21 protein-coding genes are annotated in these 21,806 nt (G+C 63.2%); 8 read left to right on the forward strand and 13 right to left on the reverse strand.

The features are described from left to right. Window positions 1-194: 194 nt before the first annotated feature. On the reverse strand, window positions 195-671 hold the full coding sequence (locus QQJ96_RS12945; RefSeq protein ID WP_284332418.1) for a nuclear transport factor 2 family protein: 477 nt from the start codon (window positions 669-671) through the stop codon (window positions 195-197). A 165-nt stretch (window positions 672-836) separates the two neighbouring features. Between QQJ96_RS12945 and QQJ96_RS12950 the strand changes: the two genes are divergently transcribed. Then, on the forward strand, window positions 837-2,126 hold the full coding sequence (locus QQJ96_RS12950; protein ID WP_284332419.1) for an alkaline phosphatase family protein: 1,290 nt from the start codon (window positions 837-839) through the stop codon (window positions 2,124-2,126). 102 nt (window positions 2,127-2,228) lie between these two features. Next, a complete protein-coding gene (locus QQJ96_RS12955) occupies window positions 2,229-3,131 on the forward strand; it encodes a LysR family transcriptional regulator (RefSeq protein ID WP_284332449.1) in 903 nt (300 codons plus the stop codon). Window positions 3,132-3,134: 3 nt separating this feature from the next. On the opposite strand, the gene QQJ96_RS12960 is transcribed toward QQJ96_RS12955, so the two are convergent. From QQJ96_RS12960 to QQJ96_RS12970, 3 genes are all read right to left on the reverse strand, one after another. Then, on the reverse strand, window positions 3,135-4,394 hold the full coding sequence (locus tag QQJ96_RS12960) for an MFS transporter (protein ID WP_284332420.1): 1,260 nt from the start codon (window positions 4,392-4,394) through the stop codon (window positions 3,135-3,137). A 152-nt stretch (window positions 4,395-4,546) separates the two neighbouring features. Next, complete coding sequence (locus QQJ96_RS12965; RefSeq protein WP_284332421.1) at window positions 4,547-5,377, reverse strand: alpha/beta fold hydrolase; 831 nt, start codon at window positions 5,375-5,377, stop codon at window positions 4,547-4,549. Window positions 5,378-5,441: 64 nt separating this feature from the next. Then, window positions 5,442-6,557 carry an aldo/keto reductase gene (locus tag QQJ96_RS12970; protein WP_284332422.1) on the reverse strand — a complete coding sequence of 372 codons (1,116 nt, stop codon included), beginning with the start codon at window positions 6,555-6,557 and terminating at the stop codon, window positions 5,442-5,444. A 113-nt stretch (window positions 6,558-6,670) separates the two neighbouring features. Here QQJ96_RS12970 and QQJ96_RS12975 point away from each other — a divergent pair, with 113 nt between their 5' ends. Continuing rightward, a complete protein-coding gene (locus QQJ96_RS12975) occupies window positions 6,671-7,585 on the forward strand; it encodes a LysR family transcriptional regulator (RefSeq protein WP_284332423.1) in 915 nt (304 codons plus the stop codon). A gap of 349 nt (window positions 7,586-7,934) precedes the next feature. On the opposite strand, the gene QQJ96_RS12980 is transcribed toward QQJ96_RS12975, so the two are convergent. Next, window positions 7,935-8,099, reverse strand: a complete 165-nt coding sequence (locus QQJ96_RS12980; RefSeq protein ID WP_284332424.1) for a hypothetical protein — start codon at window positions 8,097-8,099, stop codon at window positions 7,935-7,937. A 199-nt stretch (window positions 8,100-8,298) separates the two neighbouring features. On the opposite strand from QQJ96_RS12980, the gene QQJ96_RS12985 reads away from it, so the two are divergent. Both QQJ96_RS12985 and QQJ96_RS12990 read left to right on the forward strand, forming a co-directional pair. Continuing rightward, window positions 8,299-10,614 (forward strand): SpoIIE family protein phosphatase, encoded by a 2,316-nt coding sequence (locus QQJ96_RS12985; RefSeq protein ID WP_284332425.1) that lies wholly within the window; start codon window positions 8,299-8,301, stop codon window positions 10,612-10,614. Beyond that, window positions 10,604-10,996, forward strand: coding sequence for an STAS domain-containing protein (locus tag QQJ96_RS12990; RefSeq protein WP_284332426.1), 393 nt, complete (start codon window positions 10,604-10,606; stop codon window positions 10,994-10,996). Before QQJ96_RS12985 ends, QQJ96_RS12990 begins: the two co-directional genes overlap by 11 nt. Before the next feature lie 272 nt (window positions 10,997-11,268). On the opposite strand, the gene QQJ96_RS12995 is transcribed toward QQJ96_RS12990, so the two are convergent. Then, window positions 11,269-12,639 (reverse strand): formimidoylglutamate deiminase, encoded by a 1,371-nt coding sequence (locus tag QQJ96_RS12995; RefSeq protein ID WP_284332427.1) that lies wholly within the window; start codon window positions 12,637-12,639, stop codon window positions 11,269-11,271. 89 nt (window positions 12,640-12,728) lie between these two features. Between QQJ96_RS12995 and QQJ96_RS13000 the strand changes: the two genes are divergently transcribed. The 3 genes from QQJ96_RS13000 (at window position 12,729) to hutI (ending at window position 17,014) form a co-directional block, all read left to right on the forward strand. Next, window positions 12,729-14,291 carry a bifunctional GNAT family N-acetyltransferase/carbon-nitrogen hydrolase family protein gene (locus QQJ96_RS13000; RefSeq protein WP_284332428.1) on the forward strand — a complete coding sequence of 521 codons (1,563 nt, stop codon included), beginning with the start codon at window positions 12,729-12,731 and terminating at the stop codon, window positions 14,289-14,291. Window positions 14,292-14,357: 66 nt separating this feature from the next. Then, the gene (locus QQJ96_RS13005; protein ID WP_284332429.1) at window positions 14,358-15,788 is read left to right on the forward strand and encodes a chloride channel protein; all 1,431 of its coding nucleotides are present in this window, start codon (window positions 14,358-14,360) and stop codon (window positions 15,786-15,788) included. Next, window positions 15,785-17,014 (forward strand): imidazolonepropionase, encoded by a 1,230-nt coding sequence (gene hutI / locus QQJ96_RS13010; protein WP_404649096.1) that lies wholly within the window; start codon window positions 15,785-15,787, stop codon window positions 17,012-17,014. Before QQJ96_RS13005 ends, hutI begins: the two co-directional genes overlap by 4 nt. Window positions 17,015-17,084: 70 nt before the next feature. Here hutI and QQJ96_RS13015 read toward each other — a convergent pair whose 3' ends face one another. From QQJ96_RS13015 to QQJ96_RS13045, 7 genes are all read right to left on the reverse strand, one after another. Next, entirely contained in the window at window positions 17,085-17,252 is a 168-nt protein-coding gene (locus QQJ96_RS13015; RefSeq protein ID WP_284332430.1) for a 30S ribosomal protein THX, read from the reverse strand. 79 nt (window positions 17,253-17,331) lie between these two features. Continuing rightward, window positions 17,332-18,285 (reverse strand): cation diffusion facilitator family transporter, encoded by a 954-nt coding sequence (locus QQJ96_RS13020; protein WP_284332431.1) that lies wholly within the window; start codon window positions 18,283-18,285, stop codon window positions 17,332-17,334. 56 nt (window positions 18,286-18,341) lie between these two features. Further along, the gene (locus tag QQJ96_RS13025; RefSeq protein ID WP_284332432.1) at window positions 18,342-18,776 is read right to left on the reverse strand and encodes a MerC domain-containing protein; all 435 of its coding nucleotides are present in this window, start codon (window positions 18,774-18,776) and stop codon (window positions 18,342-18,344) included. A gap of 132 nt (window positions 18,777-18,908) precedes the next feature. Further along, a complete protein-coding gene (locus QQJ96_RS13030; protein WP_404649097.1) occupies window positions 18,909-19,397 on the reverse strand; it encodes a transcriptional repressor in 489 nt (162 codons plus the stop codon). A gap of 56 nt (window positions 19,398-19,453) precedes the next feature. Further along, window positions 19,454-19,726, reverse strand: a complete 273-nt coding sequence (locus tag QQJ96_RS13035) for a hypothetical protein (protein ID WP_284332434.1) — start codon at window positions 19,724-19,726, stop codon at window positions 19,454-19,456. Between the two features lie 14 nt (window positions 19,727-19,740). Further along, complete coding sequence (gene gltX / locus QQJ96_RS13040; protein ID WP_284332435.1) at window positions 19,741-21,141, reverse strand: glutamate--tRNA ligase; 1,401 nt, start codon at window positions 21,139-21,141, stop codon at window positions 19,741-19,743. Window positions 21,142-21,267: 126 nt separating this feature from the next. Next, window positions 21,268-21,702, reverse strand: a complete 435-nt coding sequence (locus tag QQJ96_RS13045; RefSeq protein ID WP_284332436.1) for a DUF4399 domain-containing protein — start codon at window positions 21,700-21,702, stop codon at window positions 21,268-21,270. Window positions 21,703-21,806 lie beyond the last annotated feature (104 nt).

Consider the following 21,806-nt stretch of genomic DNA (forward strand, 5'->3'; position numbering starts at 1 on the left):
CGCACTGTATGCACGCCTCACTTCGCCCCGCCGTCTAGACATACTCCCTGCCTTCCTCGCTCCTCAAACCAGGCACGTCCCTGTGCCTTCCCCGCGTGCGCCGCCGGGGCGAAGTGAGGCGTGCATACAGTGCGGTGACGGGTACGTGGAAGAGATCAGGACATCCTTAAAACGCAACGCCGCATAAAACGAACTCACAGGCCCAGATCGCTCAGCCCGGGATGATCATCCGGCCTGCGGCCTTGCCGCCAACGGTACTGGCGCTGCGCTTCGCTGATCGGCACGTCATTGATGCTGGCATGCCGCTCGGCCATCAGGCCGTTTTCATCGAACAACCAGTTCTCGTTGCCATACGAACGGAACCAGTTGCCGGAATCGTCATGCCACTCATAGGCAAAGCGCACGGCGATGCGATGACCGTCGAAGGCCCATAGCTCTTTGATCAGGCGGTAATCCAGTTCACGCGCCCATTTGCGCGTAAGGAAAGTGACGATGGCATCGCGCCCCTGGAGGAATTCCGCCCGATTGCGCCAGCGACTGTCAGGCGTATACGCAAGCGCCACGCGGCCCGGATCGCGGGTATTCCAGGCGTCCTCGGCAAGGCGGACTTTCTGGATGGCGGTTTCGCGGGTAAACGGCGGCAAGGGCGGACGTTGTTCGATCGCAGACATGGTTACGGCTCCAAGGCGTAGGCTGGGATGATAATCCCAGCTTTGCACACGGGATCGAAGATGCTGGGATTACCATCCCAGCCTATGCGCCAAGAACTTGCGGCTGAATTAGTCACACAACTGCGCCATCATTGGCGGCTGTCGATCGACCAACGGATTCTCATCATGAAAGGCTTGTCCCGCCTCCTGCTTGGCTCATTGCTGGCCCTCGGCTTCGCCGGCTGCGCGGCTCATCCTTCCGTAACGCCGGAAGCCAAGGCATTGGAAACCAAAGCCGAAGCTACGACCCCGTTGCTGCTGATCTCGATCGACGCCTTCCGGGCCGACTACATCAACCGCGGCGTCACCCCGAACCTACAGTCGATGGCCGCCAGCGGCGTGCACGCCGATTCGATGCAGCCCTCGTTCCCTTCGCTGACCTTCCCCAATCACTACGCCATCGTGACTGGACTGGTGCCGGATCATAACGGCATCGTCGACAACACCATGGTTGATCCCTCCCTGGGCAAGTTCACGCATGACGACAAGAAAGTCGAGAGCAACGGCTTGTGGTGGGACGAGGGCACGCCGCTATGGGTTAGCGCCGATGCCAATGGCCTGCGCACGGCCACCATGTTCTGGCCCGGCTCGGACGCGAATATCCAGGGCAAGCGTCCGGACTTCTGGAAACCCTACAACAGCAAGGTAACGCCGGATCAGCGGGTCGACCAGGTGCTGGCATGGCTGGACCTGCCGGCCGACCAGCGCCCAAGTTTCATCACGCTGTACTTCGAAGCGGTCGACAAGGCTGGGCATAAGTACGGTCCCGATTCACCGGAGCTGAACCAGGCCCTGCGCGATACCGATGCCGCGATTGGACGCCTGATCGACGGACTGCGCCAGCGCGGGCTGTATGACAAGATCAATCTGATCGTCCTCGCCGATCACGGCATGGCCAGCGTGCCGCCGGATCACAACATCCTGATCGACAAGCTGATCGACTTGAACGACGTGGAAGTCGTGACGCTGGATGAAGTCGCCGGCTTCAACCCAAAGCGCAAACACGACTTCAATGCGATCGAACAGCAACGGGAGCAGCCCCAGCAGCACATGCACTGCTGGGACAAAACCCGCATTCCCAAGCGCCTGGACTACGGCAGCAATACGCGCGTGCCACGGCTGGTATGCCTGGCCGATGTCGGCTGGCGCATCACCACCAGCGAATACCTGGCCAAGCATCAGGGCGATTTGAAACTTGGGGCGCATGGCTATGACAATGCCGATCCGCTGATGCAGGCGCTATTCGTGGCGCACGGTCCTGGATTCCAGAGCGGTATTCGCTTCCATAGCTTCCCGAACGTGGACGTGTATCCGCTGATGGCGCATCTGCTGGGTATCAAGCCGCAGCTCGGCGACGGCAAGTTCGAGGATGTGCAGGGGATGTTGAAGCCTGGGGCGGCTACACCTGCGCAATAAGTCCACCCCACCCCTGCAAAGGCAGGGGTGGGGGCCGCCCTCGGCGTTGATAAGCTCGCAAAGCACTTGAGCATCGCGCCGCATGCCGCGAAAGTAGCCGGCATGAACATCGAACTGCGCCACCTGCGTTACTTCGTAGCCGTCGCCGATACGCTGCATTTCGGCAAGGCGGCGGAACGGCTGGGCATGTCGCAGCCGCCGCTCAGCCAGCAGATCCGCCAGCTGGAAGACGCCGTCGGAGCCCGCTTGCTCACGCGCACCAACCGGCGCGTAGCGCTGACCGAACCGGGGCGTGTATTTCTGCAAGAAGCCCGCGAGATCCTGGCACGCACCGATCGCGCTGTGGACCTGGTCCAACGCGCACAGCGGGGGGAGCTGGGCGAGCTGCGCATCGGATTTACTCGCACCACCCCGCTTTCGCAGGACATACCCGGCGCCATCTTCGCGTTCCGGCAGCGCTTTCCGGCCGTGCATCTGCAGCTGGAGGAAATGAATTCGCTGCAGCAGATCGATGCCTTGCTCGAACGCCGCTTGCAGGTCGGCATCCTGCGCCCGGGCACCTTGCCGACCGCCCTGCTTTCCAAGCGCCTGTTTCGTGATCCGCTGGTTGCGGTGATGCGCTCGGACCATCCCGTGCTGAAACGCGTGGGCGCACGCGGCAAATTGCCGGCAAAGGCGCTGGCGCAGGAACCATTCGTGGTGTTCGCGCGCAACGCGGGGGCGGGCGTGCACGAACATGTCATGACCTTGTGCCGCGAGGCAGGTTTTGCGCCGCGCGTTTCGCAGGAAGCGCGAGAAGCGTCCACGATCATCGGACTGGTGGCCGCCGGCTTCGGCGTGACGATCCTGCCCAAGTCCTGCGACCATTTCCACGTGGAAGGCGTCAGCTACGTGCCGCTGGCCGACGCCAATGCCATGTCGGAGATCCACGTCGCGTATCGCGAAGACGAACGTTCGCCCTTGGTGCCGCGCTTCGTGCAACTGCTAACGGCGGTCAAAAGCTGATCTTTAAGGCATCGCGCCCTTGCTCATGGGGGTCGGCGGGGTGACCAGCTGCGGCAAAGGCGGCACGCGATACAAGCGCAGCGCGATCACCAGGCCGGCCAGCACCAACGCACCGACAAACCAAGCAACGCCTTGCCACTGATAGCTTGCATAGAACAGCCCACCACTCCAGCCCGCCACGCTGGAACCCATGTAATAACTGAAAAGATACATCGAAGAAGCCTGTGCTTTGGCAGCGCCGCCGCGCCGCCCTACCCAGCTGCTGACGATGGAATGGCCACCAAAGAAGCCGAAAGTGATGGCCGCGATGCCGAAGATGATCAACCACAGCGTATCGGTCATCGTACATGCCACCCCCAACAGCATCAGCGCAAAGGCTGTCCATAGCACCTTGCGCCGTCCCAGCTTACCCGCCAGGTGGCCCATCCAGGCCGAGCTGAAAGTACCGACCAGGTAGATGCCGAAGATCAGGCCGACCACTGCCTGGCTGAGGTTGAACGGCGGCGCCATCAGGCGGTAGCCCAGGTAGTTGTAGATCGTGACGAAGGCGCCGAGCAGCAGAAAGCCTTCCACGAACAGCCATGGCAGACCGGGGTCGCGAAACATGCCGGTAAAGCGTGCGAACAAGGCGCGCCACTGCAAAGCTTGCGGATGAAAATGGCGCGATGGCGGCAAGGCTTTCCAGAACACCAGGCCGGAGAGCAAGCCGATCAAGCCCACCACGCCGACGCCGGCACGCCAGCCGGCAAAATCCGCCACTACACCGGCGATCAGCCGCCCGCTCATGCCGCCCACCGCACTGCCGCTGATGTACAGCCCCATCCCCAAGCCGATCGATTCGGGGTGCATTTCTTCGCTGAGATAGGTCATGGCCACGGCGGGCAAGCCGCTGAGCGTGATGCCGAGCAAGGTCCGCAGCGTAAGCAACGCGTACCAGTTCGGCATCAACGCGCACAACAGCACCAGCAGTGCGGACGAAAGCAAGGAGGCCACCATCACCACCTTGCGTCCCCATGCATCGGAAACACCACCGGCGAACAGCATCGCAACGGCCAGCACGCCGGTGGTCAGCGACAGCGACAAAGCGCTGGTCGCAGCGCTTACGCCATAGTGCCGGCTGAATTGCGGCATCAGTGGCTGCACGCAATACAGCAGGCCAAAGGTGGCCAGGCCGGCGGCAAACAGGGCGAGATTGGTGTGCTTGAAGGCCGGCGTGCCGTGACGGATCAGGTCGTCGGTGTTGAAGGACGCGCTCGAAGGCATATGGATGGCCGAACCCCTGGGACGATGCCTCGATACGCCGCTGCGCCGGAACGGCGCCGAGGCCCTCTAGGACATTTCGAATGCCCCAAGCATAAGGCGACCCTTGCAGGCGGTCGATAACGCCACGAGTCCGGCTCGATAGCCGGCACGTATCAATCCACTGGCGCGACTACCGACAAAGCGTTGCGCACGATACCAAGCACCTCGGCGGGCGCTTCCAGATTGGCGTGATGGCCCGCGCCATGCACTACGAACATGCGCGCGTGCGGCAAACCTTCGACCAGCTCCCGCGCCAACTGATGTACTTCGATCTGATCCTCGGCGCCGACGATCAGCACGGTTGGCAACTCGATTTCGCGCAGGCGTTCGAGCGCGCTGGGCTTGGGCTCGCGCTGATCCTGATCCGCACGCGTCCAGTAGCTGGTTTCGCGCTTGAACAACGGCACGGTCATTGCCTCCGTATGCCGGCGCGCGGCCGGGTCCACTTCGTTCTGCGCACGACGCGGTCCATCGGTGAAGGCGCGCAAGGAGCTGTCAATCAGTCCGCTCACGTCGAAAGTGCGGAGTGCTTGCAGAAAGGCACGCGCGGCAGGAGTGCTATCGGCGAAGCGGCCCCAGTAGCCAGGACCGATGAGGACCAGCGAGCTGACGCGCTCCGGATGTGCCAACGCGAAATCCAGGGCCGTTGCCGCACCGCCCGAGCAGGCGAGCAAGCTGGTGCGTTGCACACCACACGCGTCTAGCACCGCCGCCAAGTCTTCGTGATGGGAGTAGCCGCCGGGCTCGATGGTAGAGCGACCGAAACCGCGCGCATCGTAGCGGAGCACGTGATGAGTACGGGCCAGGGCGGCGAATTCATGGTCCCATTGGCCACGGTCGACCAGAAAGCCATGCAGCATGGTGATCGAATCCCCCTCGCCAGCCTGTTCGGCATAGAGCTGGGCGTGCGGAACCTCGATCCAATGGGATGTCGTGCGGCTCATAGTTTATTGTCCTGGGGATCTTTGCTCTCTCTGCGCTGAGGGCAGAGAGAGCAGAACGTCGAGTTCAGCGCGCCGTAATCTCACGCGCTTCCACTTTCGGCACGAACAGCGGCGGCGCATACCCGGCGGGCTTGTCACCCACCGCCACGCCACCGTGTATCCGAGTCTGTTGAATGTCGGCGAACATGTAATAAGGGAACGGCTTTTCCGTTGCGCTGACCGCATCCAGCCGTGCGCGCAATTCGGCCGGCAGCTGAAAGGAAAGCGCGGCAAGATTGGCGTCGAGCTGTTCGAGTTTGGTCGCACCGATGATCACCGAGGCGACGCCCGGCTGGGTGGCGACCCAGTTCAAGGCTACCGCCGCCATGCTTTGACCGGCCTCCTGCGCCACTTTTTCCAGTTCCGCGACGATCTTCCAGTTGCGCTCGGTGAAGCGCTCGAAACCGGGCGCACTGCTTACCTTGGCCAGCCTTCCGTCGCCCTCGCCGCCTTGCTGGCTGGGCTTGTACTTGCCCGACAGCATGCCCATGGCGAGCGGGCTCCAGGCGGTGATGCCCAAGCCGAGGTTTTGCGCCAGCGAGATGTATTCGAGCTCGATATTGCGCTCGGCCAGCGAGTATTCCAGCTGCATGTTCACTAGCGGCGCCAGCGCATGCGCTTCGGCGAAGGTTTGCGCACGGGCGGCGTACCAGGCGGGAATATCGGAGAGTCCCGCGTAGCGGATCTTGCCTGCGCGCACCAGGTCGTCCAGGGTGCGCACCACTTCTTCGGCCGGCGTGAGGCGGTCCCAGGTGTGCAGCAGATACAGGTCGATGTAGTCGGTGCGCAGGCGGCGCAGCGAACCTTCCACCGCGCGCAGGATGTTCTTGCGGCCATTGCCGCCGGCATTGGGATTGCCGGGCTGCGCGTTGTAGGTGAACTTGGTGGCGAGCACCACGCGATCGCGTGTGCCGCTCTCCTCGATGAACTTGCCCAGCATGCTTTCGCTGCTGCCTTCGGTGTACATGTCCGCGGTATCGATGAAGTTGCCGCCGGCTTCCAGGTAACGGTCGAACATGGCGCGGGCAGTCTGCTCCGCCGTGCCCCAGCCCCAGTTTTCCCCGAAGGTCATGGCCCCCAGGGCAAGGCGGCTGACGCGCAGGCCGGAACGTCCGAGTGTGAAGTACTGATCGAGCGACATGGCTGAACTCCGTAGTGGGTAGCGACGGGGTGCAGTCTGCACCGGCTGATCATCTTGAAAAACCAGCAGCGACTTGATGCATTATTTAGTCAATCTAATAAATGGATCTGGCCATGCGTGATCACCATGCCCTGCGCGCCTTCCGCGCAATCGCCGAGTACGGCAGTTTTACGCGGGCGGCTGCGGCGCTGGACGTGACGCCTTCGGCGCTCAGCCAGACCATGCAGCAGCTGGAACATCAGCTCGGCACGCGGCTGCTTCAGCGCACCACGCGGCGCGTCGGACTTAGTGAAGCCGGTCGCGAGATGCTGCAGCGCATTACCCCCGCGCTCAACGAGCTGGATCTGGCTCTGGATGCCATCCGCCAGCACGGTGACCGTCCGCGCGGCAGCTTGCGACTTACCGTACCGGCGGTGGCGGCGCAAAACGTGATCGAACCCCTGCTCGGCGAATTCATGGCGCGCTGGCCGGACGTGCAATTGGACATTCGCGTGGAGAACAACCTCACCGACCTGGTGGCCGAAGGCCTGGATGCAGGGATCCGGCTGGGCGAACGCCTGCAGCGAGACATGGTGGCCGTTCCCATCGGCGGGCCGCTGCGTTCGCTGGTGGTCGGATCGCCTGCCTACTTCGAGCGCCGCGGCTATCCCAAGGAGCCGAAAGATCTACAGCGCCACAACTGCATCAAGCATCGCCTCGACAGCAGCGGCGCGATCTATCGCTGGGAGTTCGCGCACCGCAGCGGGCCACAGAAGGGCCGTTGGTACGAGATCGCCGTGGACGGAAGCCTCACCGTCAACGACGTGCCGCTTGCGTTGCGCGCCGCGGAGGATGGCATTGGCCTGGCTTGCGTACTGGACATCTCCGCTCGCGCCGCCCTCGATGCGGGGCGGCTGGAAAGCGTGCTCGATCCCTGGCTACCGCCTTTCGACGGCTTCTACCTGTACTACCCGAGCCGTTTCCAGGTGCCGCCCAAGCTGCGCGTGTTCATCGACTTCATTCGGGAATGGGGCGCAAGAAAGCCTTGAGCGCCCCATGCATCGATCCTAGGGATGCTCTGATCTATTCCACGTACCCGTCACCGCACTGTATGCGCGCCTCGCAGCGACCCAGTGGCGCACGCGGGGAAGGCACAGGGACGTGCCTGGTTTGAGGAGCGAGGAAGGCATGCCCGTCTGTCTAGACGCTTACGTCGCTGCCAGGCGCGCATACAGTGCGGCCCCAACCCTTTGAATTTCAATGACGGGGTGACGTCCAGAAGGCCCGCAGGACGTGCCCCGCGGCTTGAACAGACGGCCAGTCTGCCCTGTGCCGCGCGGCACGCCCTGCGGGCCTTCTGGACGTCATGCCGGGCACGCGGAATAGATCAGAGCATCCCTAGCGATAGCGATAGTAACCGCCCACCCACACATGCGCCGGTGACCAATAGCCGGGTACCCATACGCGGGCCGGGCGCGGTGCGACTACGACGCAGCCGGTCTGCGCCAGGACGCCGCCCAGTACGGCCAGCGCGAGTAGCAACTTGGGAAGGTAGCGAAGCATGAGGGTTCTCCCTGCGAGTGGTGGAAACTCATGGCGGGAAACGCCGGAGAAAATCTTCCCGATGACGTCGCCAAGCTGAACCGATGCCGAGAGTTCAGGCAGCGAACTAAGTTGCCGTCTTGACCAAGCTGAGCAATCCTTCGCATCAGCGCAGTCCTCTAATCCGCTATAACCGGCGACGTAGAGAGTCAGGGGAGCCATGCCATTGCGCAGTCTTGCGTGGAGATTGGCCGTGTGGGTGCTGGCCGGCGCGACGCTCGTTTTCGTTGCGAGCGGCTATTTGCTGTTCCGCATGGTGGGCCAGCAGGTGCTGCAGCAGGCCCAGCGCGAATCCGGAGCATGGGCCAGCCAGGGCAGCAGCCTGGTGCAGGAGCGGCTGGACAACATCACCAACACAGCCCGGGTCCTGGCCTCCATCATTGGCCCACGTCCGCTGGATGCCAAGCCGCTGATCCATGACGCCATGGCGGGAAATCCGGATCTTGCCGGGCTGGCAGCCGCGTTCGTACCCGGCAGACCGGCCGCGCGCGAAGCCGGGCAATCGCCTTTCGTCGGCCGGCAAAGCGACGGCAGCCTGGCCATGCGCGATCTTGCCAAGGACGCGCAGCCCTACTGGAACACGGCATGGTTCCAGCGCGGGCTGGCTTGCAGCCAGGGATGCTGGCATGAAGTCTTTCGATCGCAATCAAGGCATCGCTTGCTGGTCAGCTATTCCTCGTCGATGCAGGCCGATGGCGCCGCCATCGGCGTAGTGAACGCGGACGTCACCCTGGATTGGCTGCAAGGGATCTTGCAGTCCATGCAACTGCCGGCCGGCGCGCATGCCTTCGTGATCGACCAACAAGGCATGTATCTAGCCAACGACACGATGGAGCGGGTGGGCAAAAAAGCGGATAACACCCTGCTCGACCTGCTGAATGCGCCAAGCCTGAAGGGACATGCGAACGCGCACGAGTTGGATCAGCAGGGAGCGCATGTATGGATCTATGACGAACCGATCAATGGCACGCAATGGAAACTTGCCGTAGCCGTACCCGAAGAACTCATTTACGCGCAGGTGCGCGACGCTTTCGTCGCCGTGCTCGTGCTTGGCGCGCTGACCTTGCTGATCCTCGGCTTGATCGTGATGGTCACTATCCGCCGCACCCTGGCACCGCTGGGCGTACTCGCCGAGCGCGCGGAGCAAGTCTCGCGCGGAGCATTGGATTTTGCCCTGCCACGAGTGCGCCGCCACGACGAAATAGGACGCCTTACCCATGCTTTCGACAAGATGCGGCGCGAATTGGCCGCGCACCTGGAAGAACTGACCCGCTTTGCACGCGAGCAGGCACGCCTTGCCAGCGAACTGGACATCGCGCAACAGATCCAGACCGCCCTGCTCCCGGGTCCGCATTATCTCGATGCGCGTTGCCACAATTTCGAACTGTACGCCGCACTGAAGCCCGCACGCAGCGTCGGCGGCGATCTGTACAGCTACTTCATGCTGCCCAGCCAGCGATTCTGTTTCATGGTGGGCGACGTCGCCGACAAAGGCATCCCGGCCGCCTTGTTCATGGCACGCACCATTACGCTTGCCAAGGCCATGGCGTCGCACGCCCAATCGCCGCAGCAATTATTGCAGCTGATCAATCAGGAGCTGTGCCGCAACAACGACAACTGCATGTTCGTGACTTTGCTGTGCGGTTTCCTGGACGTAGTGACCGGCCACATGACACTCGCCAGCGCAGGCCACGATCCGCCCGTGCTGTGGGGCAATCATGCGCCGACCTGGTTGCCGGTAACCTCCGGCCCGGCGCTTGGATTGGACGAAGACGCCGCCTTTCCCGTGCTGCGCACGCGCCTGCGACCGGGCGACACCTTGCTGGTGTATACCGACGGCGTGACCGAAGCGGCCAATGAGGCCCTGGAGCACTACGGCGGCGAAAGGCTGCTGGCCAGGCTGGGCCAATTCCAGCAAAGCGGCGACCCTACCCAGTTCCTGGCCGAAGATGTCGAATCCTATGCGGCGGGCTACGGCCAGAGCGACGATATCGCCCTGCTTGCATTACGTTGGAATCATGTCGGACTGGAGGACGAAACCTCGATGCTCGACCTGGCCTTTCCCGCCACGCTGGAAAAAGTGTTCGACGCGCTCGACCACTGCGAAAAAAGACTGCATGACGCCGGCATACGCAGCGGGTTGCGTGACGATGTGCGCCTGGTGCTGGAGGAGCTGATGGTGAACATGGTCCATCACGGCTGCTCCGGCAACCCGGCTGGCTGCATCGGCTTGCGCATGATGATCCTGGAAGAAGCGGTACTGGTGGAACTCAACCACGAGGGCGCTCCATTCGACCCGCTGCAGTTCGGGGCACCCGCCCTCACCGGGGACCTGGCCGACCGCAACGACGACGGCGGCTTAGGGCTTCATCTGGTACGGGCTATGTCCAGCGAACTGAACTACACCCACGACGAATACGGCAACCATCTGCAACTGCGCTTTGCCAATCCCACGGAGCACGGTCATGGCACTTAACCTACGCATCGATCCGTTCAGCCCCCGGCGATCCACGTTTTACCTGGAAGGCCGCCTGGACGCGATGAGCTTCGGCCAATTCGACCAGGAAGCGGAAAAGCTGCTGCAGCAAATGGATGTCGGTAGCACCCTGGTGCTGGATCTGTCCGCGCTCGACTACATCAGCAGCGCGGGACTCAGAAGCATCGCCAAGGCCAGGAAAGCCATGCGCGCGCGCGACGGGCATACCCTGCTGGTGAATCCGCAGGCCCAGGTTCGCAAGGTGTTCGACATCGTCAAGGCCGTGCCGGTGAAAGAGATCTTCCAGAACCTGCGCGAACTGGACGAGTACCTTGATCGGATTCAACGCAAGATAGCCAATGAAGGGGAAGAGCTGGAGTAGGCGCCACCCTCTTCGCTTTGTCGTCACAGCGAAATTACGCAAATTCTACGCCGGCACGCACGTTCTTTACTCGCTTTCCATGCGGTCTTCGCCACAATGCACGCCGATGTGCAGCAGGCTTGCAGCCGGAGACCGAATTGCTAGGTAGCGGGCAGCAGCCTTTCGATGATCCGGCTCCGGCTGCAAACCTGCTGCACATCTGCTCGCGTGTAGGCTGGGATGGCAATCCCAGCACCGGGATACCGCATAGAAGCTGGGATTGTCGTCCCAGCCTACGCACCGGCGAGGCGCATGACGGCCATGCGATAACGCGCGGCGATGCGCGTCTCGTCGCGATGTACGAAATCACGCACCACCCATTTGCCGCCCGCCATCACGTGGCGTACCGGCGATCGGTTGCCGGCAAACAACAAACTGTCCATCACCGAGCGGCTGTCACGAGCAGCTAGCGACGGGGCTTCGGGATCCAGCACGAAGAAATCCGCGCGCTTGCCCGTCTCCAGCGCGCCGATCGGCAAATCCGCCGCTTGCGCACCGCCTTTCAACGCTGCCTTCCACAAGGTTTCACCCACGCTGTCGCCGGCATGGCGTGCGGCAACGTTGCGATGGCGTGTACTGAGGCGCTGGCCGTATTCGAGCCAGCGCAGTTCTTCGATTGGCGACACCGAGATATGCGAGTCCGAACCGATGCCTAGCGTACCGCTGGCATCCAGATACCGTGCAAGCGGAAACAGCCCGTCGCCGAGATTGGCTTCGGTGGTGGGACAAAGGCCGGCGATCGCGCCGCTCTGCGCAAGCTGCGCGGCTTCCTTGTCGGTAAGGTGCGTGGCATGCACGAGGCACCAACGGCGGTCGACGGGCGCATGCTCGAACAGCCATTCCACGGGGCGGGCGCCGCGCGTGGCCAGGCAGTCTTGTACTTCGCCGATCTGCTCGGCAATGTGGATATGGATAGGGCCGGTTTTCAGCGCTTCCTGTTCGATCAAACCGCGCCACGCACTTTCCGGAATGGCGCGCAGCGAATGCAAAGCCACACCCACGCGCACGTCACGGCTTTCGTGCTTGCGCAAGTTGGCGAGCAGTTGCAGGTAACCGTCCACGTTGTTGCCAAAGCGCCGCTGACGTTGCGACAGCGCACGCCCATCAAAGCCACCGCTCATGTACAACACGGGCAGCAAGGTCAGTGCGATGCCCGCTTCACGCGCAGCCTCGATCAACGCCAGCGACATGGCCTCCGGCTGCGCATAGGGCGTGCCGTCAGGCTGGTGGTGCAGGTAGTGGAACTCGCAGACCTGGGTGTAGCCGGCCTTGAGCATTTCCACGTAGAGCTGCGCGGCGATGGCCTGCAGGCTGTCCGGATCGATTCGCTCGGCGAAGCCGTACATGGTTTCGCGCCAGGTCCAGAAGGAATCGTCGCCCGGGCCGCGCCGTTCGGCCAGGCCCGCCATGGCGCGCTGGAAGGCATGCGAGTGCAGGTTCGGCATGCCGGGCAGTACCCAGCCATCGAGGTAGGCGGGAACCTGGCCGGCCGAAGCAATAATGCCTCCGTGGCTGTCCACCCCGAAGCTGACATCGGTGCGCCATTGCGCATCCTGCCAGGCATGGGCGGCACTGAACTGGTAGACCGCTGCCGTTTCACTCATGAATAATCTCCGTATAGCCAACCAAGTGTAACCGCCCAAACCGGGAATACTCGCATCTGCTTCACCTTCTGTACGAAAGGATGAAGAGCATGGCTAAGAAGAATGAAAACTCACCCTTGCTGAGCCTGCGCCGTGCCGTTCCGGGCGACGTGCCGGGCTTGGTCGACCTCACCGCCCGCGTCTACACGCCCGAATGGGGCCATGCGGCGGAAATGCTGCGCTCCCAGCAGACCCACTTCCCCGAAGGCCAGTTCGTGGTGGAGTACGAGGGCAATATCGTCGGCTATTGCGCGACGTTCCGCATCGACGAATCGCTGGCGCTGAAACCGCACACCTGGATGCAGATCACCGGCGGCGGCATGGCTTCGCGCCACAACCCGGACGGCAACTGGCTGTACGGCATGGAAGTGGTGGTGCATCCTGATTATCGCGGCATGCGCATTGGCCAGCGCCTGTATCAGGCGCGCAAGCGGCTATGCATGGATCTGAAGCTGCGCGGCATCACCTTCGGCGGACGCATCCCCGGACTGGCGCGTAACGTCCAGCGTTATGGCAGCGCGGAGACCTATGTACAGGCGGTGATGGAAGGCCGCCGACGCGATCCGACGCTAAGTTTCCAGTTGGCCAACGATTTCGAGATCATTGGGCTGCTGCGCGGCTATGTGCCATCGGACTACGAGTCGCTTGGCTACGCCGCCCACCTGGTCTGGCGCAACCCCGCCCTGCTCGATCAACCCGACATACCCGCAGTGCAATCGCCCCGGCATCTGCCCGATTCGGTGCGCGTGGCAACCGTGCAGTATCAACAGCGGCGCATCAAGTCGTTCGACGAATTCGCCACCCAGGTCGAATACTTCACCGACATCGCCGCGGACTACAACGCCGATTTCGTGACGTTCCCGGAAATGCTCACCTTGCAGTTGCTGTCGATCGAGAATGAAGAACTGTCGCCGGTGGAAACCATCCGCAAGCTGAGCCACTACACGCCACAGGTGAAGGAACTCTTTGGTCGCCTGGCCGTGCGTTACAACATCAACATCGTGGGCGGCTCGCATCCTACCGAACAGTCCAATGGCGACATCCACAACGTGTGTTATGTATGCCTGCGCGACGGCTCGATCCATGAGCGCGAAAAACTCCATCCCACGCCAAGCGAACGCAACGTGTGGAACGTAACCGGCGGCGATGCCGCCGCGACCATCCAGACCGATTGCGGCCCGATCGGCGTGATGATCTGCTATGACTCGGAGTTTCCCGAAGTAGCGCGGCACCTCGCGGACCAGGGTGCCTTGATGCTGTTCGTGCCTTTCTGCACCGACGTGCGCGAAGGCTATCTGCGTGTTCGCTATTGTGCCCAGGCGCGGGCGATCGAAAACCAGTGCTACGTGATCCTTTCCGGCAACGTCGGCAACCTGCCCGGGGTCAACAATTTCGACATCCAGTACGGACAAAGCTGCATCCTCACGCCCAGCGACTTCCTGTTCGCACGCGACGGGGTGGCGGCCGATTCCACGCCGAACATCGAAACGGTGCTGTTCGCCGACCTGCGGCTGGAAGGCCTGGCGCGAGCGCGCAATGCGGGCACAGTGCAGAACCTGAAGGATCGAAGGTATGACCTGTATGAGACGCGGTGGTTGAGGCAGTCGCGCTGAAGCGCATGGCTCCTCCCGCCGGGAGCGAGCAAAGTCCGGCAACAGCGTGTCTGTCATAATCTGTCGATGTCAGTGCCTGAGCCCAAAGCCTCCAATCCCCGCCTGCGCGCCGTATTGGGCCACGAATTCTTCGCCCCTTACCAATGGAAGCGCCGCATCGCGCTATGGAGCGGCGCGGTGCTGGTCGCGCTAGCCGCGATCCTGTTCGCCAAGGCCAGCGAGTGGGCCTACCGCCTGTTCCAGCAACTGCTGACCCACGGGACCTGGATCCCGCTGGTGCTTACGCCACTGGTTTTCGGCCTGTTGTGCTGGGTTACCGAGGGACGCCTGCGCGCGGCGCGCGGCAGCGGTATTCCGCAAGTGATTGCGACCATCCATGTGGAAGACGCCGGCTTTCGCGCGAAGATGCTGGCCCTGCCGATCGCGGCCAGCAAGATGGTGCTGACCTTGCTGGCACTGACCGTGGGCGCGTCGATCGGCCGCGAAGGGCCGACCGTACACGTCGGCGCGGGGCTGATGCATTGGCTCGGTCGACGCTTCGGTTTTGACGATCCCAAGGCCCTCTCGCGCTTTATCCTGGCCGGTGGCGCCGCCGGCATCGCCGCGGCCTTCAACACGCCGCTGGCGGGCGTGGTATTCGCCATCGAGGAACTGGCCGGCACCTTCGAACACCGCTTCAGTGGCTTGCTGCTTACCGCCGTGTTCGTGGGCGGCGTGGTGTCGATGGGCATCCTCGGCAACTACGCCTATTTCGGCACGGTGCAGGCCAGCCTGCCGTTGGGGCATGCCTGGCTGGCTGTGCTGGAATGCGGGATCGTATGCGGTCTTGCGGGCGGGCTGTTCGCGCGCCTGATCCTGCTCAGCCAGCAGGGTCCGCTGGCAGCTATCGGCAGGCTGCGCGAGCGCTATCCGGTGCCGTTCGCAATCGGTTGCGGTCTGGCCCTGGCGGTGATTGGCGTGCTGTCGCATAACACCGTGTACGGTACTGGCTACACGCAGGCACGCGCGTTCGTGCAGGATGCCGCCGACACACCCGGGCAGGGTTTCGGTGTCCTCAAGCTGCTGGCCAACGTGGTGTCGTACTGGGCCGGCATCCCGGGCGGCATCTTCTCGCCGGCCCTGGCAGTCGGAGCCGGCCTGGGACACAACATCGCCTACTTTCTTCCGCATGTACCCGGCGAGGCAGTAGTGCTGCTGGGCATGAGCGCTTATCTGGCAGGCGTGACCGCTGCGCCGCTCACCTCCGCCGTGATCGCGATGGAACTCACCAATAACCAGGCCATGGTGATACCGATCATGGCTACCTGCCTGCTGGCGCGTGCCGCGTCCTCCATTTTTTCGCGTACGCCGGTGTACAAGGATTTCGCCGAGCGCATGATCCGGGACTTTGAACAGCTGCACGCGGCGCAGCATGCCGCGATCGAGGACCTGGGAGCCACCAGCACGTTTGGCGAGCCAGTGGCGCCCGCCCCTTCCGATACTGAAGAATCAGAATGATGAACTGGGATCTGCTACTCACCCACGCCTCGCTGGCGACCTTTGTCGGTCAAGCCAGTTACGGACTGCTGGAAGATGCCGCCGTAGCGTGCCAGGACGGGCGGATCGCATGGATCGGTTCGATGCGCGACCTGCCTGCCGCATCGGCTGTCACGGCGCGCGAAGTGCATGACGTCGGCGGCGCCCTGGTCACACCAGGCTTGATCGACTGTCATACGCACCTGGTGTTCGGCGGCGACCGCGCGCAGGAATTCGATCTGCGTCTCAACGGCGCCACCTACGAAGAGATTGCACGCGCCGGCGGCGGCATAGTCTCCAGCGTGCGCGCCACGCGCAACGCAAGCGAAGACGAGCTGCTCGCGCAATCGCTGCCACGCGCTCGCGCCTTGCTTGCCGACGGCGTCACTACGCTGGAAATCAAGTCCGGCTATGGCCTGGAGCTGGAGGCGGAAAGGCGCATGCTGCGTGTGGCGCGCCGTATCGGCCAGGTGCTGGGGATTCACGTACAGACCAGCTTGCTTGGCCTGCATGCCCTGCCGCCCGAATACAAGGAGCGCCGCGATGACTATGTCGACCTGGTCTGCCACGAACTGCTGCCGGTGCTCGCCGGCGAAGGTCTGGTGGATGCGGTGGACGCCTTCTGCGAAGGCATAGGCTTCAGCCGTGCCGAAACCCAGCGCGTGTTCGAGCATGCGCGACAGCTCGGCTTGCGCGTGAAACTGCATGCAGAACAGCTCTCAGATCTGGACGGTGCCGCGTTGGTAGCCGAGTTCGGTGGGCTCTCGGCCGATCATCTCGAATACCTGAGCGATGCGGGCATCCAAGCCATGTCTCGTGCAGGCATCGTCGCGGTGCTGTTGCCCGGCGCGTTTTATGCGCTGCGCGAGACCAAGCTGCCACCGGTGGCGGCACTGCGCTCGCACGGTGTTCCGATCGCGATCGCGACAGACTGCAATCCTGGTACGTCGCCCCTGCTCTCGCTGCGATTGGCGGCGAACATGGCATGCACTTTGTTCCGCCTGACTCCCGAAGAAGCCCTGCGTGGCATCACGGTGAACGCTGCACGTGCGCTGGGTTTATCGGATCGAGGGACGCTCGCGGTCGGCAAGCGCGCGGATCTGGTGGTGTGGAACGCGAAGCAGCCGGCCGAGCTTTGCTACTGGATCGGTGGCGAATTGGTGCGGCAGGTGTGGCTTGGTGGCGTGGCTGCACCCTCGCGCCGCTGATTTTTGCATCGACGCAAAGAAAAAGCCCCCGACTGGCGGAGGCTTTCTCGGTTCCGGCAAGCAGACTCGCTCAGGCCGATTTCTTCTTCGGCGCGGGGGCAGCCTTCTTCACGGCCGCCGGCTTGGTCACGGCCGGCTTGGCGCCAGCCACCGCGGGCTTGGCCGAGTGCAGGCGGGTGTTGCCATAGCTGCTACGGTAGGTCTTGCCGCGACGGGTTTTGCGATCGCCCTTGCCCATGGGAAATTCCTTGATTCGTCATGCTGTTGATGGCCAATCATCCTAGCAGCGGCAGGCCAAAGCGCAAGCGGGGCCAGGGCTAGTGATGGTGATGCCGGGCATTGCAGCCCGGGCTGCCATCCGGGCAGTCACCCGGGTCGATCTGCACCGTGGCGTGGCGGATGCCAAAACGCTCCAGCAGGGTGCGGTTGACCGCTGCCAGCGCACGCGCACCGGCGTCCTGATCGTGCAGTTCCAGGTGCAATGTGGCCATGCGTGAACCGGAAGCAAGCTGCCACACATGCAGATGGTGCACGTCACGGATCGACGTATCGGCACCGCGCAAGGCGGATTCCACTTCGTGCGGATCCATGCCCTCGGGTACACCCTCCAGCAGGATATGGGTGGACCGCCGCAGCAGTTGCCACGCGCTGCGCAGGATCAACAGCGACACCAGCAACGATAACGCCGGGTCCGCCCAGTTCCAGTCCAGCCAGCGCACCGCCAGGGCCGCCAGGACGGCGCCGACCGAGCCGAGCAGATCACCGAGCACATGCAGGCTCGCCGCGCCGATGTTCACGTCGTCATGGGCATGGTCGTGCAGGCTGCGCAACACGACCAGGTTCACCAGCAGGCCGATCACCGCCACCACCAGCATCACACCGGAAAGTATCGCCACCGGCTTGAAGAAGCGATCGATCGCTTCATAAGCGATGAAGCCGACCAGTACGAATTGCGTCAACGCATTCACGAAACCGGCCAGCACTTCCATGCGGCCATAACCATAAGTACGCCGCGCATCGGCCGGACGGCGCGCCATCCGTGCAGCAAACAAGGCGAGCAGCAAAGCCGCCGCGTCCACCAGCATGTGGCCGGCATCGGCCAGCAGCGCGAGCGAGCCGGACCACCAGCCGCCCGCGGCTTCGGCAAGCATCATGCCCGCGGTGAGTACGAAGGCAAACAGCAATTTGCGCTCACGCCCCACTACGCTCGTGGCGTGGGCATGGGCGTGATGGTCATCATGACCGTGGGCGTGGCTATGCGCGTGATTCATGCCGTCATGCTAGGAAGCGGTACGGCCGTTACACAATCACCGCGCGTGCGCTCGGTTCAGCCGTGTGCGCATTGCGCGCCATGCACGTGGCCATGCAGGCGATCGAAGCGAAGGTTGAAGAAATGCGCCAAGGCCACCAGCAAGCCACCGCAGGTTACCAGCGCGCTATGCACGATGATCGGGTAGCCTTCCGCGAACGTAACGCCCACCACCAGCAGCGTCAGTCCCGGCAAGGCCAGACGCAGCGGCAGTGCTCGATGGTGACGGCGATAACCGTTGACCAGGGCCACCAGCGCGAGCGAGCTGGCAAACAGCACGAACCCGCGCTCGAAGGCATGGTCGGCGAGAAAGCTCAGGCCAAGCAGCGGAAGAATCGCCAGCACGAAGGGCAAGGCGGCGCAGTGAACGGCACACAGGAACGACGCGGTGGCGCCGATGCGATCGGCGAGGTTCCACCAGCGGGCGCGCTGTTGTGTTGGCGTGGGATCCATGGATAGGGACGGCACCATGCGGCTACCGGCGGGGGAGCCGGCGTTTTGTAACATTATAACGTCCGCCAGGTATACGCAAGGGCGCCCCTGCCTGGTCAGGTCAAGCCGACAGGGACAAGCCGATGCAGGGCTTCAGGCCTTGCGGCACTGCTTGCACACCCCGTGCACTTCCAGCGTCTGCGCCTGGGGACGGAAACCGAAGGCCTTGGCCTGGGCTTCGATCAGCTCGGCCACCCGCTCATCGCATACTTCCTGCGCGCTGGAACAGACGTCGCAGATCAGGAACGGCACTTGGTGCGCCTCGGCCGGGTGGTGGCAGGACACGAACGCGTTGATGGATTCCAGCTTGTGGATGAAGCCATGCTCCAGCAGGAAGTCCAGCGCACGGTAGACGGTGGGCGGGGCGGCGTTGCCATGGCGCTCACGCAGTTGATCGAGCAGGTCGTAGGCTTTCACCGGCTTGCCGGCCGCCGCGATCAGCTCCAGCACCTCCTTGCGCAGCGGCGTCAAGCGCAGGCCGCGCTCCTCGCTGGCATGCTCTACCGCCGCCACGAACGCCGCCGGTCCTTCGTGATGATGGTGGACGTGGACTTTGCTGGATGTGTCGTTGCTCAAGGGCATTCACCTCGGTGGTGATCATACACCGAGGGCGCCCTGATCCATTCCACGCGCCCTGCCTACGGGCGTGGCAACGGCGGGGGCTTGGCCGATTTTGGCGTCAGCAGCACCACGATCCAGCCGATCGGCCCCAGCACCAGCGCCCAGATCACGCCGGCCAGCAACTTTCCACGCCACCAGCCAAGTAAAGCCCCCACCGCCGCGAACGCCAGGTTCCACCAGAACAGCGCCGCCCACGGGATCATTGCCATCAGGTTGATGAAGATGTGCAGGAAAGCGTCGGGGGCGTCCATGTCGACGCCTTGGGTAGCCTTGGCCAGCAGCTCTTCCATGCGTGTGCTTCAGCTCATTCCTGAGCCAGCGCTAGCGCATCGTCAATACGCTTTAGCGCCACCTCACGCCCGGCGAGATAGATGGTGTGATCGATCGACGGCGACACCTGCGTGCCGGTCATCGCCACACGCAGCGGCTGCGCGATCTTGCCCATGCCCAGTTCCAGCTTCGCGGCGACCTGCTCGATCACCTGATGGATCGGTTCGGGTTGCCAGGCGCATTCGGCGAGCAGTTCGCGTGCCGCTTGCAATACCTGCACCGCGCTCTCGTTCTTCAGATGCTTGGCGACCGCCTTGTCGTCCCATTCGGTGATCGGGCCGTACCAGATCTTCGCACGCTCGGCCATCTCCTTCAGCGTATGCACGCGATCGCGCAGGGCGACGATCACGTCAGCCGGAGCGGGGCCCTTGCCGGTATCGATGCCGGCGCGTGCAAGGTGCCAGCCGAATTCGGCCGCCAGCGCCTGCGGATCGTCGGTCTTCAGGTAATGCTGGTTGAGCCACAGCAGCTTTTCGGTATCGAAGCGCGAGGCCGCCTTGTTGACGTCCGCGACATCGAACAGCTTGATCATTTCCTCGCGCGAGAAAATTTCCTGGTCGCCGTGCGACCAGCCCAGGCGCACCAGGTAATTGAGGATCGCGTGCGGCAGGAAGCCGTTTTCGCGGTACTCCATCACGCTCACCGAATTGGTGCGCTTGGAAAGCTTCTTGCCCTCCTTGTCCAGGATCATCGGCAAGTGCGCGAACTCAGGTACCTGCGCGCCGAGCGCCTGATAGATGTTGATCTGGCGTGGGGTATTGTTGACGTGGTCGTCGCCGCGAATCACCTCGGTGATGCCCATGTCGATATCGTCGACCACCACGGCGAAGTTGTAGGTGGGCCAACCGTCGGAGCGGAAGATCACCAGGTCATCCAGCTCCGCATTGGCCCACTCCACCCTGCCCTTCACCTTGTCCTCGAACACCACCGTGCCTTCCAGCGGGTTCCGGAAGCGGATCACGCGGTTCGGATCGTCACGCAGCGGCTCATTGCGATCGCGGTAGTAGCCGTTGTAACGCGGCTTCTCGCCACGCGCCATGGCGGCCTCACGCATCGCCTCGATTTCTTCCTTGGATTCGTAGGCGTAGTAGGCCTTGCCGGCTGCCACCAGATCGAGCGCGACCTGCTTGTAACGCTCCAGCCGATGGGTCTGGTAGATCGGCGCCTCTTTGGCATTCAGATCGAGCCATTGCATGGCGTCGAGGATGGCCTGCACGGCCGCATCCGTGGAGCGCTCGCGGTCGGTGTCCTCGATGCGCAGCAGGAACTCACCGCCGCGACGGCGCGCTTCCAGCCAGCAGTACAGCGCGGTGCGCGCACCGCCGATGTGCAGGAAACCGGTAGGACTGGGGGCGAAACGGGTGCGGACGGTCATGAGCTGGAGCGTGGCATCGGGACGGAACCTGAAATTTTAACCGATCGCGCCGTCGAACTCCCCTCTCCCGCCGGAAGGGAAGCTCTGATTTATTCAGACCTTCCGAAGAAGGGTTGGGCGCCGCGGCTACTTCACGTGCACCGTGATCGTCTTGGACACCACCGGCGCATCAAAGGGGATGTGATTGGTATCGCCCAGCTCCAACTGCAGCGTGTGCGTGCCGGGCGGCAGCTTCAGCGTGGTTTCGGTCTGGCCGCCGCCGAAGTGCAGGTGCTGCCCGTCCTTGGGAATGGGCTGGCCAGCCATGGGCAGGGTTTTCACATCCACCAAAAGGTGATGGTGGCCGGTGTTTTCGTGGGCCACGCCGGCGGGCGCCACGCCCATGCCTTTCAGGCCGAAACGCACAGTAAAGGTTTGCGAGACGGTGGCGCCGTCCTGCGGCGAGATGATGTAGACCTCGGCGCCGACCGGAGCTTTGGTCACCGGCAGAGCCGGCACGTCAGCGGCCCAGGCAGCTCCGGCCACGGTAGTCAACGCCACAGCAAGCAGCATACGTTTCATGTGTGAATCTCCTATCCAGACATCCGTTCACGCAATCTAGCCGAGTTGGCCCCTTCAGGACATCGTTTTCGCCGTTCCGTAACACGCGTAACCGCCCTGTCACG

The sequence above is a fragment of the Dyella flagellata genome (assembly GCF_030160275.1).
Classification (GTDB): Bacteria; Pseudomonadota; Gammaproteobacteria; order Xanthomonadales; family Rhodanobacteraceae; genus Dyella_B; species Dyella_B flagellata.

What these genes read in the sequence shown, in the direction of transcription:
- QQJ96_RS13005 (WP_284332429.1), top strand. Translation starts at nt 14,358, where the DNA reads ATGTCAGTGCCTGAGCCCAAAGCCTCCAATCCCCGCCTGCGCGCCGTA.
- QQJ96_RS12990 (WP_284332426.1), top strand. Translation starts at nt 10,604, where the DNA reads ATGGCACTTAACCTACGCATCGATCCGTTCAGCCCCCGGCGATCCACG.
- QQJ96_RS13025 (WP_284332432.1), bottom strand. Translation starts at nt 18,776, where the DNA reads ATGGATCCCACGCCAACACAACAGCGCGCCCGCTGGTGGAACCTCGCC.
- QQJ96_RS12970 (WP_284332422.1), bottom strand. Translation starts at nt 6,557, where the DNA reads ATGTCGCTCGATCAGTACTTCACACTCGGACGTTCCGGCCTGCGCGTC.
- hutI (WP_404649096.1), top strand. Translation starts at nt 15,785, where the DNA reads ATGATGAACTGGGATCTGCTACTCACCCACGCCTCGCTGGCGACCTTT.
- QQJ96_RS12955 (WP_284332449.1), top strand. Translation starts at nt 2,229, where the DNA reads ATGAACATCGAACTGCGCCACCTGCGTTACTTCGTAGCCGTCGCCGAT.
- QQJ96_RS12965 (WP_284332421.1), bottom strand. Translation starts at nt 5,377, where the DNA reads ATGAGCCGCACGACATCCCATTGGATCGAGGTTCCGCACGCCCAGCTC.
- QQJ96_RS12975 (WP_284332423.1), top strand. Translation starts at nt 6,671, where the DNA reads ATGCGTGATCACCATGCCCTGCGCGCCTTCCGCGCAATCGCCGAGTAC.
- QQJ96_RS12985 (WP_284332425.1), top strand. Translation starts at nt 8,299, where the DNA reads ATGCCATTGCGCAGTCTTGCGTGGAGATTGGCCGTGTGGGTGCTGGCC.
- QQJ96_RS12950 (WP_284332419.1), top strand. Translation starts at nt 837, where the DNA reads ATGAAAGGCTTGTCCCGCCTCCTGCTTGGCTCATTGCTGGCCCTCGGC.
- QQJ96_RS13020 (WP_284332431.1), bottom strand. Translation starts at nt 18,285, where the DNA reads ATGAATCACGCGCATAGCCACGCCCACGGTCATGATGACCATCACGCC.
- QQJ96_RS13000 (WP_284332428.1), top strand. Translation starts at nt 12,729, where the DNA reads ATGGCTAAGAAGAATGAAAACTCACCCTTGCTGAGCCTGCGCCGTGCC.
- QQJ96_RS13015 (WP_284332430.1), bottom strand. Translation starts at nt 17,252, where the DNA reads ATGGGCAAGGGCGATCGCAAAACCCGTCGCGGCAAGACCTACCGTAGC.
- QQJ96_RS13045 (WP_284332436.1), bottom strand. Translation starts at nt 21,702, where the DNA reads ATGAAACGTATGCTGCTTGCTGTGGCGTTGACTACCGTGGCCGGAGCT.
- QQJ96_RS12960 (WP_284332420.1), bottom strand. Translation starts at nt 4,394, where the DNA reads ATGCCTTCGAGCGCGTCCTTCAACACCGACGACCTGATCCGTCACGGC.
- QQJ96_RS12980 (WP_284332424.1), bottom strand. Translation starts at nt 8,099, where the DNA reads ATGCTTCGCTACCTTCCCAAGTTGCTACTCGCGCTGGCCGTACTGGGC.
- QQJ96_RS13035 (WP_284332434.1), bottom strand. Translation starts at nt 19,726, where the DNA reads ATGGAAGAGCTGCTGGCCAAGGCTACCCAAGGCGTCGACATGGACGCC.
- gltX (WP_284332435.1), bottom strand. Translation starts at nt 21,141, where the DNA reads ATGACCGTCCGCACCCGTTTCGCCCCCAGTCCTACCGGTTTCCTGCAC.
- QQJ96_RS12945 (WP_284332418.1), bottom strand. Translation starts at nt 671, where the DNA reads ATGTCTGCGATCGAACAACGTCCGCCCTTGCCGCCGTTTACCCGCGAA.
- QQJ96_RS12995 (WP_284332427.1), bottom strand. Translation starts at nt 12,639, where the DNA reads ATGAGTGAAACGGCAGCGGTCTACCAGTTCAGTGCCGCCCATGCCTGG.
- QQJ96_RS13030 (WP_404649097.1), bottom strand. Translation starts at nt 19,397, where the DNA reads ATGCCCTTGAGCAACGACACATCCAGCAAAGTCCACGTCCACCATCAT.